Source organism: Candidatus Kaiserbacteria bacterium (assembly GCA_016699245.1).
Classification (GTDB): domain Bacteria; phylum Patescibacteriota; class Minisyncoccia; order Phycocordibacterales; family UBA918; genus Damh-18.
Genome location: CP064968.1, coordinates 496657 through 513497, shown reverse-complemented (window position 1 = coordinate 513497; position 16841 = coordinate 496657). Strand labels below are relative to the sequence as shown.

Below are 16841 nucleotides of genomic sequence, written 5' to 3'. Positions count from 1 at the left end.
CTATACAAAAAGATTGCCAAGAATGCCACAAATCTCCCTAGGGGAACCCTAGGGAAGTTCTATTTTCTCTTATACAGAGTAAAGAGTGCAATCAGCGCTACCGCCATCCCCATGACCTGGTAACGGAAGGGGAGCATACCCGTATATGCGAGAACAAAGGCAAAAGGTGTTATCCCGATGAGCGTTGCAAACGTATACGTTGTCCATGAAATAGTACTAAAAAGACCAAGTATGTAACTGAGCATGTCTACAGGCACTGCCATCCGCAAGAACACAATAGACCAAAAGAGATTTTGTTGTGGAACTCTTTTTTCAAAAGCATCCACCTTTTCCCTTGAGAAAATCTTTTCAACTAAACCACGACCGTACTTTCTACTTATGCCAAATGCAATGAGAGCACCAATGAGCCAACCCACAATACTCGCAAGAGCCGTAATGATAGGTCCCCAAATGTTTGTCGCTATCGGCATAAGGGGGATACTGTTGAGAGGAGCAATAACCGTAGTGAGTACTGCGACAAGTGTATACGCAACTATTCCTAATAATCTTTTTTCACCAACCAAAAGCACAAGTTCGCCAGAATAGATTTGAGCGAAATAAGTGGAAGCCAAGAATAGCAGAATAAGTACCAGTAGTGAGAGTAGGGTCTTGAGTTTCATGGTTGATATAATGTACCGCAGTTGTATAGATGCCGCAAAAGATTTTTGGGTGGGGGTATATTTTCTCTAGGGTTAACCTAGATAGAAAGGGGACAGCTTTAATTACAGCTGTCCCCATTACTATTTTTTTGCTGTATTTAAAAATTGTTGGGCCAAAGTCGTGCAGTATGCCGAACGGTGAGTATCTCGATGGAGTGAGAATTGATACGATATACAACAATATACGAAGAGTGTATTACGAGTTCTCGCGTCCCGTCTACTCTACCCGGTCGTCCTGCTTTTGGATTATCGACTAATACCTCTTCAACTCGGTCAAAGATACTGTCCACCAGAGATACAGATGCTGATAGATTCTCTTTTGCAATGTATTCAAGGATAATCGAAATTTCAGAGAGGGACTCATTGGTCCAATAGATTTTCATGTCTTCTTAATCTGCGTATCAAGTGTTGCTCGGAGTTGTGTCCGTGCCTCAGTGGTCGACAATACATGTCCTGCCTCAGCATCGACAACACCTCGATGTACCGACGCTACAAAAGCCTCCTCTTCTGCGAGATATCGTTCAATAGCATCGTTTGCAAGAAACGACTTCGAACGACGAGTGAGTAAAGAGAGGGCGTCTAGTCTCTTACTCGTCTCAGGTTTTGTATGAACGGAAATAACCGAACGGTTGCTTTCGTTTGTTTCCAAAAGTTTTTGATTCATATGTATACATACTACTACATTTCAGAAGAAAAGGAAGTCAGAGAAAAGGGGGTACGGTTCACAAGACCCATTTATCTTGGGGTGGGGTTCATTACTGTCTCATTTTCTCATTTGTTTGTGCTACAAATCTCCCTAGGTTAACCCTAGGAAGATTGAAAGTCCGTCCTCCTGTTGCATCCGCAACAGTTGCGGCGTATCGCGCCCAGTGGTCACGAGTTGCTAAGTAAAATCAAACACTTTGTGTTTATTTTACTAAGCACTCTCGACCCCGCCTCGCGGTTTTTCTTTCAAGGAGAAAGAAAAACATCGCTGTGGCTCGCACCGAGGTCCGGAAGCAAAGCCTTTTGCTTCCTAGATTAAAAATGGACCATTCATATGAATGGTCCATTTTTAATCTCCCTCGGTGCGCGATACAGGACTTGAACCTGTGACCCCCACAATGTCAATGTGATGCTCTACCAGCTGAGCTAACCGCGCATACTATTCATTTGTATCTTTTTCTCACCTTTGCGCTCAATGTGAGTCCTTAACAGGACCTGTTCAGGTTGTATGATATTTTTCCTTACGTCAAAATATCGACAACCTCTTGCGAAATGGGTCCCCGACTTACAGTCGCTGTACACCTTTCGCAGAGACTGCTCAAGGTCTTGCGAAGCTGCGTAAACTCGCTTCTCACCCATTTCTCACTCTACCAGCTGAGCTAACCGCGCGGGTAACTACAAGTATACGTGAGCCCGCTACAAAAACAAGCAAACAAGCCACATAACAAGTGTTGACATATATACTAATATAGGCCATAATATAAAACTCTATAGTTCCTTATGGAAAGGGGAAAATATTGAATGAGGAGTATTTGGAGCAGAAGAAGGCAAACCTTTTTCGGCGGCGTGAATCGAAGGTGCGTATTCTCAAAAGGGGTGGCGAACAAGCACTTTCGCACTCCTATTACGATGTTACGCGAATTGATTTTGCTCTCAAGCGTATCGAAGAAGGTCAGTATGGCCTTTGCACGAGCTGTGGGGTGCCGATCCAAGAAGAGCGCCTCCAGATTATTCCGGAAACCCCGTTTTGCGCACATTGCGCAAAACTCATAGAAGTACAGTAGCCCAACTCATGCATGACTTTATGCATGAGTTTTATTTTGTGCGTGTGTAGTGTCGTACGATAAAACTGATACGTGCATCCTCAAGACGTTCCTGCTCTTCTTCAGTGAGTAATCGTTCGGGAAAATGACCTATGGGGAATCGAAATGAAATGAGTTGTACGTCCTCGGGTTGAATAGTGCCTTCACCAGAACGCGACACTTGTGCCGTATCAGGCTTTGTACGCCAAAGGTCGTGAGTAGGGGGATATCGTATGTTCGGTATGGAGATGTGTAGGTGAAAAAGAAATAACTACCTTTACCATACCCTCGACATCTTTTCCTGAAAAGCCTTCTTGCATCGCAGTTGAAAAACCACGAGATGACGCCATAATGCACATATTTGCATCACCTTCTTTGCTTTTCAGTGTGATAGGAGTTTCTTCGAGAACAAGATCTATTGCGCGCGTGAATGATTCGCTTCGTGCACGCAGCGTGGGATTGAATAAAATTTCAGCAACCACATTTTTTTCAGCAAGAATAAATCCAGCATCAGCGAGATCTTCTTCAAGATGTTCAAAGACTGCGACAGACTCTGGTGTGGTGTGTGCTAGGGCGCAAAATTCATGTGCCAGTCTCAGTGTTTCTGATTCAACGGATTCTTTTTGTGCTCTCGTATCTTCAAATCGCATATGTATCAAATTATGTTGATAATAGTAGCATATCGAATTTGGATGGGGATTTAAGTATGCATGTGGACATTTTCATATCACGTGTTATAATCCCGCCAGTCTCTGAATTTATCAGAGTGTACATATAGGAGAAACAAAGTATGAAAAAAGCAATGAAGGGTTTTTTCATGGCAGCAGATGCGGTACAAGTACCTCGGGGCGCAATCTCGCACATGGTGCAAAAACGTGTCGAAGCATCTGTCGGTAATCGTCCACTTTCGCATGGTGAAACGCGAGGTATTGATATACCCAATCACTTCATCAGCACTGTCCCGCGCCACCATAATCGCGATCATGTCGCTTCGACAATGGTTAATGGCGTGACAGTGTTCATTCACGAAGTTCCGCACGGGGATACACCAGCAGAACGTGTGTGGATTCCACAAAAACCCGATGGCAATGTTTTTGACGAAATATCTCTGATTTAAGCGCTACGGCGCTTCAAATCCCGGTGACACCCTGTGTCGCCGGTTTTTTCTTGCAAGAAAGACAGGTATACTACGTCAGATATAATTATGCATACCGAAACGAAAGAAATAGAAATGAAGCTGGCTTTGAGTCGGCCGTTTGCTTTCATGAAGCATGTCTCGCACGCGCACGCGAAGTGGCTTTTTGGTGTACTCCTCGTGATTTTTGTGGCGGAACTCGCGGGTACGAGTATTCCGTATATTTTCAAGATGTTTATTGATACGGCGGGCGAGATAGGGCGCGGCGAAGCAGTGCAGACCGACATCTGGCTCGTGGTGATTCTTTTTCCACTCATGACCGCACTCACATTTGTCTCATGGCGCTTGAGTGGTTTTATTGGTATGGAGTGGGCAAGTCGCGCAAACGCCACTGCGTACAAGACACTCTTCGGGTACCTCGCGCACCACAGCCACGCGTACTTTGCCGATCGATTTGCTGGCTCCCTCTCAAGCAAGATAAGTCATGCGAGTGAGGGGGTACAGTCGCTTTTTGAGGCATTTATGTGGAGTTACGTCCCCTCAGTTCTCGGACTTATTTTTACGGTGGGATTTATCTGGTTTTCGAGTCCGACTATCGCCTTTATCTTCATCGGACTCATTGTAATTCTCGTGCCGCTCAATATCGTGCTTGCGCGCCTTCGACGCCCGCATGTGGTGGAGTTTTCGGCACAGGCAACAAGAGCACGTGGCTACGCCGTGGATGCTATTTCCAACATGGCCGCCATTCGCCAGTACGTGCGGATGGATGAAGAAAAAAACGCCTTTGAAGCGCATATCGACGAGATGCGTCGTCTCAATATAAAACAATGGCGCATCAGTGAGTGGGGGCTTTTGCTCAATAATGCCATTATTGTGCTCTTTGAGGCTGCGATGCTTTTTATATCGGTGAAGCTTTGGATAAGTACACAACTCACCACGGGTGAACTCATTATGATTGCAACACTCATGATGAATGTGCAGAGTACCTTGGTCTTTATTGGTATGAGTATGAACGGTTTTATTCGTCGCTATGCAGAAATTGAAGAAGGACTTACTGATATCATCGTGCCCCACGAGATTCTCGATACCGAAGGCGCAGTGCCACTTGTTGTGCGGGAAGGAGCAATAGTGTGCGACCATGTGCATTTTGCATATGGAAATGAACCGGTATTTAAAGATTTTTCTCTCGCCATACGCTCGGGCGAGCGGGTGGGGCTTGTGGGTACAAGTGGCGCCGGCAAGACCACTCTTGTCTCACTTCTTCTTCGTCAACACGAAGTGCAAGAAGGAAATATCAGTATTGATGGACAAAACATCAGTATGATTACACAGGATTCACTCCGCAACCACATCGCCATTGTGCCTCAGGAGCCACTCCTCTTTCACCGTTCTATCCGCGAAAATATTGCGTATGGCAAGCCCCAAGCTACACAAGAAGAAATAGAAAACGCAGCAGAGAAGGCTCAGGCACATACCTTTATTTCAGCAATCAGTGAGGGGTACGACACGCTGGTGGGTGAGCGTGGGGTGAAACTCTCGGGTGGGCAAAAGCAACGTATTGCGATTGCTCGGGCTATTTTAAAAAACTCCCCAATACTGATTCTCGACGAGGCTACGAGTGCACTTGATAGTGAAAGCGAAGTGGCAATACAAAAGGCACTGCAGGAACTCATGAAAGGGAAGACAGTGATTGCGATTGCACATCGTCTTTCAACACTTCGCGAAATGGATAGAATTGTCGTCCTCGAAAACGGTGCTATTATCGAAGATGGGACTCACGAAACCCTCGCAAATGCTGGAGGCACCTACGCCCGTCTCTGGGAACATCAAGCCGGAGGCTTTTTGACAGAGTAGTATATCCAGACCAAGGTTAAACCTCGGGCTAGCCCGAGGTTTAACCTTGGGTCATCACATTTCACTTAAAAAACTTGTGTTATTAAAGAATATGTGCTCTAATATAGAGGGTAATTTGTGTTTAACTACTTAAGGAGAAGAAAGAAATGTTTATCGCAATTCCTGGAAAAACTGGTCTCGTTGGTACGCGCCACGAGACCAATCCACCGGCTGCAGAGCCTGCACAAAAGCAGGCCACACCGGAACCAAAGATAACCGTGAATCACCGCTGTGGATACGCTTGCTCGTGCAAGAGTATTCACCACGAGTTCAGCCGGAAGGATCCAGAACACATCAACAATCGGGTCGGGAAAGAACGCCGCAAGTGTACACATTCGCACTTTGGACGGCGCGGCCGTCGCGCAGTCGTTATATTCCACTGACAATCAGCGGAAACATAAAAGCCCACACGCATCACGTGGGCTTTTTTTAAATTCCCCCAGAAAACCGAAGGTTTTCTGGGGGAATTTTCATGTCTGTGTTCTTTGATACTTAGATTCGCTCAACGAGCATCATATTGGTTGCACCAGAACTTCCAAAGGGAATTCCCGCGCCGAGTACAAACACATCCCCCTTAGTCGCGACATTGTACTCAGAGAGTACCTTACGCGCCACCTTTTGCGCATCAGCGAGATTCTGTACTTTATGAATAAGTACTGGTTCACATCCGAAAGATATAAGACTCTGAGCATATGCTGCCTTGTTGGGTGTGAGTACAAAGATTGGCACAATCGGCTTGTATCTTGCTACCATACGGCTTGTGAGACCACTTTCACTAAAGGTTACAATAGCCTTTGCATCGGTGGTGATAACTGTCTTTGCAACCGACTTTCCAAGTGCCTCGTACGTCTCTTTTGCTTTGAATTCCCACTGGGTCATTCGTTCGCTAAAGAATGCATCTGTCTCTACTTCACGCGCAACTCGTGACATTACCTCCACAGGACGCTCAGGATGAACACCGATTGCGGTTTCATCAGAAAGCATGATGGCATCAGTACCATCGAGGATTGCGTTTGCGATATCGCTTACTTCAGCACGCGTAGGTGTTGCCTCTGTCTTCATTGAGTCGAGCATCTGTGTGGCAGTAATGACTGGCTTTCCTGCAAGGTTTGCAGCACGAATGATGCGCTTTTGGAGAAGAGGTACCTTTTCTGGAGGAACTTCAATAGCAAGGTCGCCACGAGCTACCATCACTGCATCGGTTGCATCGATAATTTCCTGCAAGTTTTCGATAGCATACTTCGTCTCAATTTTTGCAACAATCATGATTTGTCGTTTCTTGTCCTTGTTAATGAGTTTTCGAAGCAGATGAATGTCTGCTGCATTTCGCACAAAGGAAAGAGTAACAAAGTCAGGATTCTGTGTGAGTCCCCACACGAGATCTTTTTGTCTTTTGGTGTGAGAGAAGAGATAGAGAGATTTGCATCGGGTACATTCACTCCGCGTCGTCCGCGAATCGTGCCTCCGTGAATGATAGTGGTTACTATTTCGGTGTCGGTGCATGAGTCAACCACAAGTTTTAATTTGCCATCATTGAGGAAAATCGCCATTCCGGGCTCTACTTCCTTGGGAAGTTTTGCGTAGTTGAGTGATACACGAGACACCGTCCCCACGCATTTTTCTGTGGTGAGCGTAATTTTTTCTCCGGGGACGAGCGTCACCGTCTCCGTTGCAAAGTCACCGATGCGAATTTTCGGGCCAGAGAGGTCCTGAAGAATTGCAAGTGGTCGTTTCAGAGTTGCGGCAGCGGCGCGCGCATTTTTAATCTTGAGCGCATGCTCGGTATAATCACCATGGCTCATATTGATACGTGCCACATTAAGTCCCGAAAGAATCATCTTTTCGATTACTTTTACGTCTGTGGAATTAGGCCCGAGCGTCGCGACGATTTTAGTTTTTGAGTTAAAACACTTCTTCATAACGTATATTTCAGTATTGTAATAATAATTTAAGTGAGCAGTATACACTAAAGTGCAAATTATAGTATCGGTTATATGGTGATATAAAATCCCCCCTAGGTTAACCCTAGGGGGGATTTAACCTCTCTGGGTTACTCCTCAGCGTGATGCGGGTAATTATAAAAAAGCCCAGTCCTTTACGGGAACGGGCTTTTGAAGTGTCGTGTGTCTTATTCGACTAGTTTTTTTCCGAGTTGTCTGAGTACCCGCTGGCCTAGTTTCAAACAGGCCAAAACCTCTCGTGGTGTTATGTTCATTGCTTCAGCAATCTCAGTGATTGTTTGTTCATAACAATCATCAATACCACAATTCGTAAGGCCGAACTTTCGTATAAGCGCTTCTCGCACCAAGGGTTTCTTTTTTTCTGCTATCTTCGCATGGTCAATTAACGAAAGTAGTTTCGAAATGAGATCCCTATTCGCAACAGACTTTGGTACATCTTGTTTTGTATCCGCAATAGTGTCATGCAAGGTACTTTCATCTCTATCTCCATGCTCACTATCCATTGAATACGCACGATAACTTCCTCGAAGTTCTCGTACGCGCTTTTCAGGAAGACCAAGTTTTTCTGCAATGCGCCGATTGGTTACATTTTTCTCAGGCTCCGCTACCATGAGTGCATATTCAGCTTTGAGTATGCGACGCATGTCGGCCCAGATACTTTGCGATATCAGCACTGCCGATGATTTGTAAAATGCCTTGAAGATGGCACTATTTATCCAATTATAGGCATAGGTCGAAAATCGTATACCTCTTTTCGGATCAAAATGCTTGACCGCCTTGAGTAATCCAAGACTTCCACATTGTGCAAAATCAGCAAATTGCTCTGGTGATCGACTAAACTTTCGCGCCTGGTTCACAACGAGACGCAGGTTACAGAGAATGAGTCTCTCTCGCGCCGCTTTATTTCCATTTTGGTTTTCTATTGCCAGTGCATATTCCTCCGCGGGTTTCAGAAGTTTAAATTTTCTAGCATCTCCTTGAAATATATAAATCGATGCTCTTTCTGCATACGGCTCGAGTTCATGCTCGCTAGTTTTTTTGCTCACGGCAATGCTCCTTGAATGATTGTAAAAGTGCTACTAGTCACTAGTAGAGCACATAGAGTGCATCATGTACAGAGCCCTCCAGCAAAAGGTTAAACCTCGGGCTAGCCCGAGGTTTAACCTTGGTTTTGATGAACTAGGTAGTTTTCTTATAGTCCTTGGAGCATCTTTCTCATCTGTGCAATCTCTGCTGATTGAGAGGAGATTATTGCTTCAGTAAGTTCTGTAATCTCATTATGGGTGATGTATGGCTCTACACTGTGAGCCATCATGATTGCTCCCATGTGGTGCCCAATCATATCCTCGAGGAAAACTTGGTCGAGTTGCGCTCCTGAAAGGTTTTTTAATTCACGCATCATTGGCATGTATTTTCCATTATCTGCGTACTTTTCTCCAAACCATTCCTCATACCAATTCTTCATTTCAGCGATTTCTACTTCTTGAGCTACCACAATATTCTCCACCAGTTTTTTGATTTCGGGGGTAGAGCCACCACGTGCGATAACCTCCTTCGCAGTATCAACCGCTTCTTGGTGATGGGGTATCATTCCTTCTATAAACTCACGTTCGCTATCGACCATCATCGCCATCATGTGGTCCATTTGACTCATACTGCCCATATCAGGGTCATCATTATCCATCATCGTGTTGTCGTGCATACGATGCATCCCCATGGGACTATTTTCTGACATTTTTCCGTCATGTCTTTGCCCGTATGACATATCTCTATCTGCAACAGTGTACCCACCAACACCACCAATAAGGAGAGCAATAATACCAACAATAATAGTCTGATTAGTTATTTTCATTATCGTATTATACCTGGAAATCTGACAGGGACAATAATGTTGTAATGTGTGCATGGGCGCACCCCAGGATTTTTTTATGCACTAAAAAAGCACTTACCGTATATGTAACAGGTGTACAATATACGGTAAGCATGCAGAAATAGGTGTCATAGAAATTGGTGGTAGGTATCAGCTTCGATTCTCCCGTAAACAGTCTCCCAAACTGTTTACTCGTGGGGTCATGCAAAAGCCGCCCGAAGGCGGCGATTGCTTGCATGACCCTACAGAGCCTTGACTGGAACACCTTACAGGATGAGGTTATTAGGTGGCAAGAAATCTTGTACTGGTGTCCAAGCCTACAACTCAAGCTTCTTGCAGATAGAGAATGTGTAGCAAATTAAGCTCAATTAACAAATCTTGCTTCAGCAAACTCCAAACAGATAGGTAGTAGAACTACTTACTAACCTGTTTGAGTGCATCAATAAGTGGCTGAAGTATGTAGTGCGTATGTTCGTCAGTTGATACATCTTCAACTGTAGGTTCTGAAAATATGATTTTTCCGAAGATATTTTTGTGGAAAGGTATGTGTATCACCTTTAACTTTTCTGATGAAATGCAGGAAATATCAAATATATCTTTTGCCCCATTCGTATTTTCGTGAGTTGGTATCAGTGGCTTTCCATCGTTGAAATCATACTGCCAAACTTCAGCTATGGTGAGCACGAACTTCCCATTATTCTTAATGATTGAACTAGAAATCAAATCCATTGTCATCACTTTTTGTTCCTGATTCTGAAATGGATGGGCTATAACTACAGGAACATCGTCAATTCCCTTAAAAATAAAAGTAGTAGGAACAAGATATTTGTCTTTTTTGAGATTACTCACTGCTACTTGGGCAAAAAGCTTCATTTGAGAAAATGGGTACTCTGTAGGAAATAAACCATCTAACAGGGAGAGGGTTGCTTCTGATTTCCACTCGTCACCATATTTTTCACGGACTTTATCAAGATGAACAGAGTCACGTTGAATACTTTCAGTATGTGCCTTGATAGTTGCTCCATCTTCAAAACTAAAAATTAAGCAACGCTCTTGTTGCGTAAGCACCATACATTTCAATAGATTTTTGTCATTCAGCTCGCCAGAGCAATAGTCTCCAGTACTATGATTTTCTCTTTGTGGTAAAGCAAATCTTTGACTTGCATCAACGAGCATTTCAGAGAAAAAATAGTATGCCTGAGTAATTGCATTGAGTAGTTCGTACTCAGGTAATTTGTCATAGACCCATTTTCTTTCAAACTCAAATACGAGCCTACTTTTAATTTCCTCCGCAACTGGCAAGTGCCTTGCGAAAGTATTGTAGAAGCCTTGTGCGACATCATAGCTATCTTTAGTTGGGTCAAAAGTAAAAGCCATTTTCTGAAAATCTATCCAACCTTTTGTTCTTGCGGTGGCGACACTATGAAGTTTCAAATCTTCCTGTTTTACAATGACATTTCTAGCCTCGTGAAGCTCTTTGAGTATCGGATTGACTCGCATTTTTTCTTGCCAACCAGCGTACCAAATATCAAAGTCAGGCAAGTTATCTTTCTGCTTCTGGAGTGCAAAAGTGAGGTTTCTGAGTGCTTGAATTGCTGTATTTATTCCAGCTCGAAAATCGTCAATTCGATGATAACCATCAAGTGCAGTGTGCCAAGCTCTGTGTGCCTCGTCTAGGCGATTATATGCTGTATCTAATGGTGATACAGACATAGTTAAAAGTCTTCTAATGGATAAATATCAAAAGCCACTTCTTCATAAGGGTGTACTGCTTTGACTCTGTCAATAACATCTTTGAGAATTGCTCTAGGCACTAAAACTTCAATTCGGTCTTCTTCCACTGACTCGTACACTCCAGCTGTACCGACACTAGGATTTGTTTTTTCGTTACCCTGAAAGCGTCCAATTCCTCTTGTGGAGAATGAGCAAAAATCATAGTTTCCAATTTTTCCAGCACCAGCCTCACCTAAAGCAGTACGCACAATATCGGTATGTGTAAGAGGTACAAAAACAACAAGCTTTACGTTTAAGGAACTCATACGGACTTTTTAAGTAACTTTCTTCTGGCTACAATCATCAATACAAAAGACATATTTGTGAAAAAGAGACTTCCGATATAGAGGACAGTTGTCACATTATAGTTTTGGAGAGCAATAATACTCAAAACATTTGCAGTTCCACTCATTAAGAAAGTGCTTGCTGTCTCTGTAAATGGCTCTTGATAACCCTTTCGGAAAGTAGGTAAAAAACCTACGAAGTCTATGAGCGATACAGCTATAATCGCCCACACAGGATTTTCAATAGTGAAATAAATGACGATAGCAACGAGTGAGGCGAGGAGACAAAATCCATCAAACTTTGAAATGTTCTTTGTTCCATATTTGAAAGAGAGTAGGAAGATAGCAAAACAAAATACAGCACCAATCCCAAGAGCCCAAGCCCCGTATCCAGCACCCTCTTTCAGTTGTGCCATAACGCCAACTGTCTGCAAGATTGTCCATACAAGCCACGAATATGTATGTGGCTCAGTCTTTCGCTTCAAAATGTCCCTTATGTAAGGGGCGAAACACACAACAGCAAGAATAGATGATGCTATCCCAAAAAATAATTTAATTTCCATAACCCTTAAAGTTTAACATTATTGAGGTCGTATTTGCTATAATAAAAGTAAGCCAAAACTAAATCGTTCATTATCAGATAACCAGTGGTTACTCTATGAACGACATAGCCCCTAAACCCTATAAAATGACCCCTGAGAGGGTCGCAATCATTCTCGAAGCCCTAGGTGATGGAATGACTCAAAGAGATGCTTCTATGCTCGCTGGTATTAACGAGGATACTTTGTGTAATTGGAAGCGTACAAAATCGGAGTTTTCGGAGCAGATGGGTCAAAAAGCAATCGAGTACAAGCGTAAGATGATGAAGAAAATAGAAAAAGCAGGTGAAAAGGACTGGAAAGCAAATGCGTGGCTTCTTGAGCGTAAGTTCAAGAAAGACTTCTCGTTAGACCCACATTTTGAAAAAGAGCCAGTTTCTGATTTTCCAGCATTTGGATTTGACTACAGTGCAATTGCAGATAGGGTGATTGAGCGTATGTAGTAAAAAATAAAGCAGAAAATAAGCTGGTCTATAGCGGGATTTTTTGATATTATCAATCCACAGATGAAATAAAATTACCAGCCACAACATAGTTACCTAAGGTCTTGCCTCGGCAAGATACGGTACAAATAAAACCCATCCCTGATATAAAGCTCCTCGTCAGAGCACTCAGGGATGGGTTGTATCTGGAAACAGGTACAGGTGTCGCAAGGCATCACTGGCGGGGAGCTTTATGTTCCTGCCTAAATTGCAAACCCATCCCTATGCAAAAAACAACCTTTTCAATATCGACATTACTTTTCCTATGTCTTTTCTCAGTAGCACACGCCACCGACTACAACTATCTCCCTGCTGATGTAGGGATAAAGCAGAATGAAGCACTCTCAGCTCTGGAGTATCGACTCCAAACGCTTGAGGCACAAATCGCAAACAGTCCTCAGGTTTCAGTCGATACTATCAATGCTCGTATTAAAGCACTTGAAGCAGAGCGTGATACGGAGAAGCGATATGTTACGGGACTGTACGGAAGCTATGGTATCGGGAATCAACTCGATGCCAAGCTTGCTGAGATTGATGCAAAGTACGATGCCCAAATAAGTGAACTTGAAGACGAGAAAGATGAGCACTCGTCAGAAGTCTCTGCTCTTGCAAAAGCTGAGAAAGAGGCTGAAAAATTACGTCAGCAAATCCTAGAGTTACAAAAGCAAAACCTCTCACAGATTGAGGAATATCAAGAGCTCCTTGATGAGCAGATGGAGTCATACAGTACCCCTGAGGTATTCACTGATGCTGATATTTACGAAGGATTTGTCTATATGGATTCACTATCCCTCGCAGACGCCAGAGACTTCTTTGGGAGAATAAAAGCGAGCAGACCTGATATTTCTGACAGAATTGCGGTTCTGTATTACCAAAAATACCCGAACGGAAAGGAGGGTACAGCACAGCACGATGAGTATCTTGAGTCGCTTCCAAAGGAGGTGTCAGTGGTATCACCCGCAATAGCTCAAAAACCACTTGTGACGCCTGATATAGCTCCACCTGAGCCAAAAGAACTGTCGGAGGTTTTAGTGGCTCCTACAACAACTCCAGTTACTCAACTTCCAGTGGTTGAAGAAATACCTACGCCAGAGCAACCACAAGAGGATTTTGTGCAGAAAGTGGTTGGCTTTTTTAAGCAGTTGATGTTTTGGCGATAAATATGGAAGCACTTGCACACAAAATTGTTACGGCATTTTTTAATCTTGCTGAAATAATAGGTTTCTTATCAGCTTGCTTTGCTGGTCTAATCATTGGCGGGGCGGTGTTATTTATTGGCATTCAAATAATCTTTCTTTTTCTGAGATTTTTTCAGAATTAAGATTTGAGACCGAAACTGTTAGAATATCAGTATGTCAAAAGCTGAGTCTCAAGTTACAGGTTTTCTTCAGATATTAAACAAACCAGCAAACAGAAAACTCGCTGGTTTTTTGCGTATTAGGGCTGGCTTACCAAGTCGAGGACTAAGAACTGAACAGATTGACCTGACTAAACACGACATACATCGTATATGCCAAAATATGGCACTCTACAGAGCGAAATTGCTCATTAAGTATCCAGAGCTGTTTGATACGCTCATTAGCCAAGACGAGTCTTCTGTGGACTTTTGGACTGAGTATTTCATCTATGGTTATCCATTAGAAAAATCACGAGAAATCTTTAACATCTATGGATGTGAAGTCTTCAGTTTACCAAACGGATTCACTAAAAATAATATTGCTTTGCCTAAAGGTATCTATATCCGTTTTGGTACAAATAATTCAATAAAAAATCTCAAGGATTTTATTGCTCAAAACTCAAGAAACATTCTCAAGAAGCAGGAGCAGACTTTCGGTAAAATGAAGTTACCAAACCTAAAACCTAAAAAATACGAACTTAGAGACAAGGTTGTGACCACGCTTTATTTCACTGAAATGACACAACTTAAAAAACAAGCAATCGAGCTTGGTTTTGAGCGAAATCTACAGGATATCTACAGATATAGTGCGGTAGAAGCAAAAGAGAAAATCATCTGCTTGTTTGTTCAAAAACTATTTAAGAATAAACTAAGTAATGGCTCCATTCGTTCAATAGCTGAGGCAAACAAGCACTTACTGGATTAAACTAATCTAGTCATTTCCAGTATCTCTATAGCATTAGAAGTAGCACACACTACTTCAATGACCTTGGAGGAGTTCAAAAAACTTTGTGCAGACGATATAAAAAATCTTCCAGAAAAAGAAGTTGAGTCTCTTTTTCGTATTTCTACAAGCTTTGCAAACTTTGCTTACAAAAAATGGATTGAACAGAAAGTACTAAATCAGAAATAAAAAATGCTAAAATATAACTGCGATGACCCATCCCATCTACGCAATTGGATATGCTCGAATCAGTGACCCTAGTCAGCTTAAGGGTGACGGCTTAGAGAATCAAATAAAAGCTATTGAGCGTCATATCGAGAATAATCACTGGACTCTTTTTCCTGATGGGAAAGTAAGTAGAGAAATCTTTACTGGTAGAAAAGTTGAAGTAGCAAAAAGACCAAAATATAATGAACTGATTGATTTAATTAAGAAAAATCCTAACAAAATAAAGTATTTTGTTATAAACAGGATTGATAGGAGTACTCGCTCTGGTAGTGAAGAATATCTTTTAATAAAAAGCCAATTAGCAAGTCTTGGTGTTGAACTTCGTGATAGTCAAAATATAATCCAGCCAATATCAAACACTCTTGAACATCTTGGCATTTCCTTTGATTGGAGTAATAAGAGCCCAAGTCGTATCACTGAAATACTGCTTGCAGAGATGGGCAAAGAAGATGTTGCAAATATCCTTACTAGAACTGTAAACACGAGCTTCTCAAGAGCTAGTCTTGGCTTCAAGTTAAGAGAAGCTAATTATGGTTATAAAAATGTCGTTATTCTTGCTAATGACGGAAAGCAAAAAACAATACAACTTCCACACGAGCAGGAAGCACCTCAAATCATTGCTCTTTTTGATAAAACCGTTGAGGGAGTTTTAACAGAACAAGAAATCGTAGACCACATAAACTCGCTTGGCTACAAATCAAGAGATAGGAAACTTTGGAATGGAAAAAAGGGTGACAAAAGAATAATCGGTGTAAAAGTAGGCAATAAACTTACAATCAAGCAAATGCAGAAGTACAGGAAAAATCCTATCTACTGCGGAGTCAATATTGAGAATTGGGGCAAGATTCAAAAAAAGAAAATAATCACAAAGACCCAATACAAGGGATTGGTTAGCATCGAGAAGTTTAATCAAGCCAACAAGGGCAAAGTGTATGTTGAGGAATTACCAGAAAACAAAATCAAACTCTTTTACGACTTAAACCCTGAGAAAATACTCAAGAGAAGACAGAAGTTCCGTAAAGATTACCTGTTTAAGAATGTAGTCTTGTGCGATGTCTGTAAAAAACCTTTTTTAGCAAGTCCATCGACAAGCAAAAATAAGGAGAAATATTCTTTTTATCATTGTAGCCGTACACATAAATATTACGGGAAACCTCAAAGTGAGGTTGATAAGGCAATGATGACCTTTTTGAGTAAAATTAAGTTTAGTGATAAGTACCATTCTATCTTAAAAAAAGTCCTTACTCATAAACATAAACAAGAACAGGAGAAATCGCTTGATACTCAAATTGTAATAAACCAGAGAATCACAGGAATCCAATCTGAACTGAGAGAAACGCTGACTGCAATCAAGAAATCAAACTCTGAGTTGGTGAAAGACGAGATGGAGAGGGATTTTGAAAGACTAAGTATGGATTTACGACAAGTGCAGGGTGAAAGGAAGAAAATTGAGTTGAGTTACGAAGAAGTCACCTTGTTCTTAGAGTACTCAAAAAATCTAATGGAACACCCTATAGATATGTTCCTAGATATAAGTAGTTATGCCGAACAGATGGCAATTTACAAGATACTATTCTTGGAGTTTCCGACCTACAAAGAAGTACTTAGTGGAACACCTAAAATATCCTTGTTTTTCAAGGTAAGTGATGAGAATAGAGATGATAAATCTCTGGATGTGACCCCACGGAGAATCGAACTCCGATTTCCAGGATGAAAACCTGATGTCCTAACCGTTAGACGATGGGGCCGTATGTACCTTTTGCATCATTGTAGTTTTAGTCTTGCCGTGTGCGTCACTTTTTCTTCTGGGAAGAAGAAAAAGTGACTTGGCCTACTTTTTCATTTTGAAAGAAAAAGTAGGCAGACCAGAAGTTATTGTCGCTTGCGCTCAGTAACTTCTAGGCCACTCAGAAATTATAATCGCTTGCGCTCTTTAATTTCTGGCCACCGTTAGACGATGGGGCCGGACGAAATTCTTTGAATTTTGTACGGCCACATCGTCGATGACGAT

Annotated in this window: 20 protein-coding genes and 2 tRNA genes; 8 read left to right on the top strand and 14 right to left on the bottom strand. The window is 42.3% G+C overall.

Annotated features, from left to right (window positions below; translation table 11 throughout):
* Positions 1 to 59 precede the first annotated feature (59 nt).
* The 4 genes from IPH92_02485 to IPH92_02470 form a co-directional block, all read right to left on the bottom strand.
* Positions 60 to 611, bottom strand: a complete 552-nt coding sequence (locus tag IPH92_02485) for a TVP38/TMEM64 family protein (GenBank protein ID QQR65420.1) — start codon at positions 609 to 611, stop codon at positions 60 to 62.
* A 185-nt stretch (positions 612 to 796) separates the two neighbouring features.
* Positions 797 to 1081, bottom strand: a complete 285-nt coding sequence (locus IPH92_02480) for a type II toxin-antitoxin system RelE/ParE family toxin (GenBank protein ID QQR65419.1) — start codon at positions 1079 to 1081, stop codon at positions 797 to 799.
* Positions 1078 to 1362, bottom strand: a complete 285-nt coding sequence (locus IPH92_02475; protein QQR65418.1) for a CopG family transcriptional regulator — start codon at positions 1360 to 1362, stop codon at positions 1078 to 1080. Before IPH92_02475 ends, IPH92_02480 begins: the two co-directional genes overlap by 4 nt.
* 404 nt (positions 1363 to 1766) lie before the next feature.
* Positions 1767 to 1839 (bottom strand) — tRNA-Val (locus IPH92_02470).
* 376 nt (positions 1840 to 2215) lie between these two features.
* Between IPH92_02470 and IPH92_02465 the strand changes: the two genes are divergently transcribed.
* Positions 2216 to 2467 carry a TraR/DksA C4-type zinc finger protein gene (locus tag IPH92_02465; protein ID QQR65417.1) on the top strand — a complete coding sequence of 84 codons (252 nt, stop codon included), beginning with the start codon at positions 2216 to 2218 and terminating at the stop codon, positions 2465 to 2467.
* 31 nt (positions 2468 to 2498) lie between these two features.
* On the opposite strand, the gene IPH92_02460 is transcribed toward IPH92_02465, so the two are convergent.
* Positions 2499 to 2666 carry a hypothetical protein gene (locus IPH92_02460; protein QQR65416.1) on the bottom strand — a complete coding sequence of 56 codons (168 nt, stop codon included), beginning with the start codon at positions 2664 to 2666 and terminating at the stop codon, positions 2499 to 2501.
* Between the two features lie 10 nt (positions 2667 to 2676).
* Positions 2677 to 3135: a hypothetical protein gene (locus IPH92_02455; protein QQR65415.1), complete on the bottom strand. Its 459-nt coding sequence runs from the start codon at positions 3133 to 3135 to the stop codon at positions 2677 to 2679.
* Positions 3136 to 3275: 140 nt separating this feature from the next.
* On the opposite strand from IPH92_02455, the gene IPH92_02450 reads away from it, so the two are divergent.
* Both IPH92_02450 and IPH92_02445 read left to right on the top strand, forming a co-directional pair.
* Positions 3276 to 3602 (top strand): hypothetical protein, encoded by a 327-nt coding sequence (locus tag IPH92_02450; protein QQR65414.1) that lies wholly within the window; start codon positions 3276 to 3278, stop codon positions 3600 to 3602.
* An 87-nt stretch (positions 3603 to 3689) separates the two neighbouring features.
* Entirely contained in the window at positions 3690 to 5474 is a 1785-nt protein-coding gene (locus IPH92_02445) for an ABC transporter ATP-binding protein (GenBank protein QQR65413.1), read from the top strand.
* 531 nt (positions 5475 to 6005) lie between these two features.
* Here IPH92_02445 and pyk read toward each other — a convergent pair.
* From pyk to IPH92_02410, 7 genes are all read right to left on the bottom strand, one after another.
* A complete protein-coding gene (gene pyk, locus IPH92_02440; protein ID QQR65412.1) occupies positions 6006 to 6890 on the bottom strand; it encodes a pyruvate kinase in 885 nt (294 codons plus the stop codon).
* Positions 6776 to 7432 (bottom strand): hypothetical protein, encoded by a 657-nt coding sequence (locus IPH92_02435; GenBank protein ID QQR65411.1) that lies wholly within the window; start codon positions 7430 to 7432, stop codon positions 6776 to 6778. The genes pyk and IPH92_02435 overlap by 115 nt, the downstream gene beginning before the upstream one ends.
* A gap of 209 nt (positions 7433 to 7641) precedes the next feature.
* Positions 7642 to 8520 carry a sigma-70 family RNA polymerase sigma factor gene (locus IPH92_02430; GenBank protein ID QQR65410.1) on the bottom strand — a complete coding sequence of 293 codons (879 nt, stop codon included), beginning with the start codon at positions 8518 to 8520 and terminating at the stop codon, positions 7642 to 7644.
* A gap of 146 nt (positions 8521 to 8666) precedes the next feature.
* Positions 8667 to 9326 carry a DUF305 domain-containing protein gene (locus IPH92_02425; protein QQR65409.1) on the bottom strand — a complete coding sequence of 220 codons (660 nt, stop codon included), beginning with the start codon at positions 9324 to 9326 and terminating at the stop codon, positions 8667 to 8669.
* 432 nt (positions 9327 to 9758) lie between these two features.
* On the bottom strand, positions 9759 to 11057 hold the full coding sequence (locus IPH92_02420) for a hypothetical protein (protein QQR65408.1): 1299 nt from the start codon (positions 11055 to 11057) through the stop codon (positions 9759 to 9761).
* 2 nt (positions 11058 to 11059) lie between these two features.
* On the bottom strand, positions 11060 to 11383 hold the full coding sequence (locus tag IPH92_02415; protein ID QQR65407.1) for a hypothetical protein: 324 nt from the start codon (positions 11381 to 11383) through the stop codon (positions 11060 to 11062).
* Positions 11380 to 11964 carry a hypothetical protein gene (locus tag IPH92_02410; GenBank protein QQR65406.1) on the bottom strand — a complete coding sequence of 195 codons (585 nt, stop codon included), beginning with the start codon at positions 11962 to 11964 and terminating at the stop codon, positions 11380 to 11382. Before IPH92_02410 ends, IPH92_02415 begins: the two co-directional genes overlap by 4 nt.
* Positions 11965 to 12089: 125 nt before the next feature.
* Here IPH92_02410 and IPH92_02405 point away from each other — a divergent pair, with 125 nt between their 5' ends.
* From IPH92_02405 to IPH92_02385, 5 genes are all read left to right on the top strand, one after another.
* Entirely contained in the window at positions 12090 to 12443 is a 354-nt protein-coding gene (locus tag IPH92_02405; GenBank protein ID QQR65405.1) for a hypothetical protein, read from the top strand.
* A 263-nt stretch (positions 12444 to 12706) separates the two neighbouring features.
* Complete coding sequence (locus IPH92_02400; GenBank protein QQR65404.1) at positions 12707 to 13642, top strand: hypothetical protein; 936 nt, start codon at positions 12707 to 12709, stop codon at positions 13640 to 13642.
* Positions 13643 to 13834: 192 nt separating this feature from the next.
* Positions 13835 to 14584 carry a hypothetical protein gene (locus IPH92_02395; protein ID QQR65403.1) on the top strand — a complete coding sequence of 250 codons (750 nt, stop codon included), beginning with the start codon at positions 13835 to 13837 and terminating at the stop codon, positions 14582 to 14584.
* A gap of 57 nt (positions 14585 to 14641) precedes the next feature.
* The gene (locus IPH92_02390) at positions 14642 to 14791 is read left to right on the top strand and encodes a hypothetical protein (protein QQR65402.1); all 150 of its coding nucleotides are present in this window, start codon (positions 14642 to 14644) and stop codon (positions 14789 to 14791) included.
* Between the two features lie 22 nt (positions 14792 to 14813).
* The gene (locus tag IPH92_02385; protein ID QQR65444.1) at positions 14814 to 16544 is read left to right on the top strand and encodes a recombinase family protein; all 1731 of its coding nucleotides are present in this window, start codon (positions 14814 to 14816) and stop codon (positions 16542 to 16544) included.
* Here the strand turns inward: IPH92_02385 and IPH92_02380 are convergent.
* Positions 16507 to 16578, bottom strand: a tRNA-Glu gene (locus tag IPH92_02380). The genes IPH92_02385 and IPH92_02380 overlap by 38 nt on opposite strands.
* Positions 16579 to 16841 lie beyond the last annotated feature (263 nt).

Excerpts from the sequence above, each read along its gene's own strand:
- IPH92_02475 (QQR65418.1), bottom strand. The coding sequence starts at position 1,362 with ATGAATCAAAAACTTTTGGAAACAAACGAAAGCAACCGTTCGGTTATT.
- IPH92_02390 (QQR65402.1), top strand. The coding sequence starts at position 14,642 with ATGACCTTGGAGGAGTTCAAAAAACTTTGTGCAGACGATATAAAAAAT.
- IPH92_02395 (QQR65403.1), top strand. The coding sequence starts at position 13,835 with ATGTCAAAAGCTGAGTCTCAAGTTACAGGTTTTCTTCAGATATTAAAC.
- IPH92_02480 (QQR65419.1), bottom strand. The coding sequence starts at position 1,081 with ATGAAAATCTATTGGACCAATGAGTCCCTCTCTGAAATTTCGATTATC.
- IPH92_02405 (QQR65405.1), top strand. The coding sequence starts at position 12,090 with ATGACCCCTGAGAGGGTCGCAATCATTCTCGAAGCCCTAGGTGATGGA.
- IPH92_02435 (QQR65411.1), bottom strand. The coding sequence starts at position 7,432 with ATGAAGAAGTGTTTTAACTCAAAAACTAAAATCGTCGCGACGCTCGGG.
- IPH92_02450 (QQR65414.1), top strand. The coding sequence starts at position 3,276 with ATGAAAAAAGCAATGAAGGGTTTTTTCATGGCAGCAGATGCGGTACAA.
- IPH92_02415 (QQR65407.1), bottom strand. The coding sequence starts at position 11,383 with ATGAGTTCCTTAAACGTAAAGCTTGTTGTTTTTGTACCTCTTACACAT.
- IPH92_02455 (QQR65415.1), bottom strand. The coding sequence starts at position 3,135 with ATGCGATTTGAAGATACGAGAGCACAAAAAGAATCCGTTGAATCAGAA.
- IPH92_02400 (QQR65404.1), top strand. The coding sequence starts at position 12,707 with ATGCAAAAAACAACCTTTTCAATATCGACATTACTTTTCCTATGTCTT.
- IPH92_02445 (QQR65413.1), top strand. The coding sequence starts at position 3,690 with ATGCATACCGAAACGAAAGAAATAGAAATGAAGCTGGCTTTGAGTCGG.
- IPH92_02385 (QQR65444.1), top strand. The coding sequence starts at position 14,814 with ATGACCCATCCCATCTACGCAATTGGATATGCTCGAATCAGTGACCCT.
- IPH92_02420 (QQR65408.1), bottom strand. The coding sequence starts at position 11,057 with ATGTCTGTATCACCATTAGATACAGCATATAATCGCCTAGACGAGGCA.
- IPH92_02425 (QQR65409.1), bottom strand. The coding sequence starts at position 9,326 with ATGAAAATAACTAATCAGACTATTATTGTTGGTATTATTGCTCTCCTT.
- IPH92_02410 (QQR65406.1), bottom strand. The coding sequence starts at position 11,964 with ATGGAAATTAAATTATTTTTTGGGATAGCATCATCTATTCTTGCTGTT.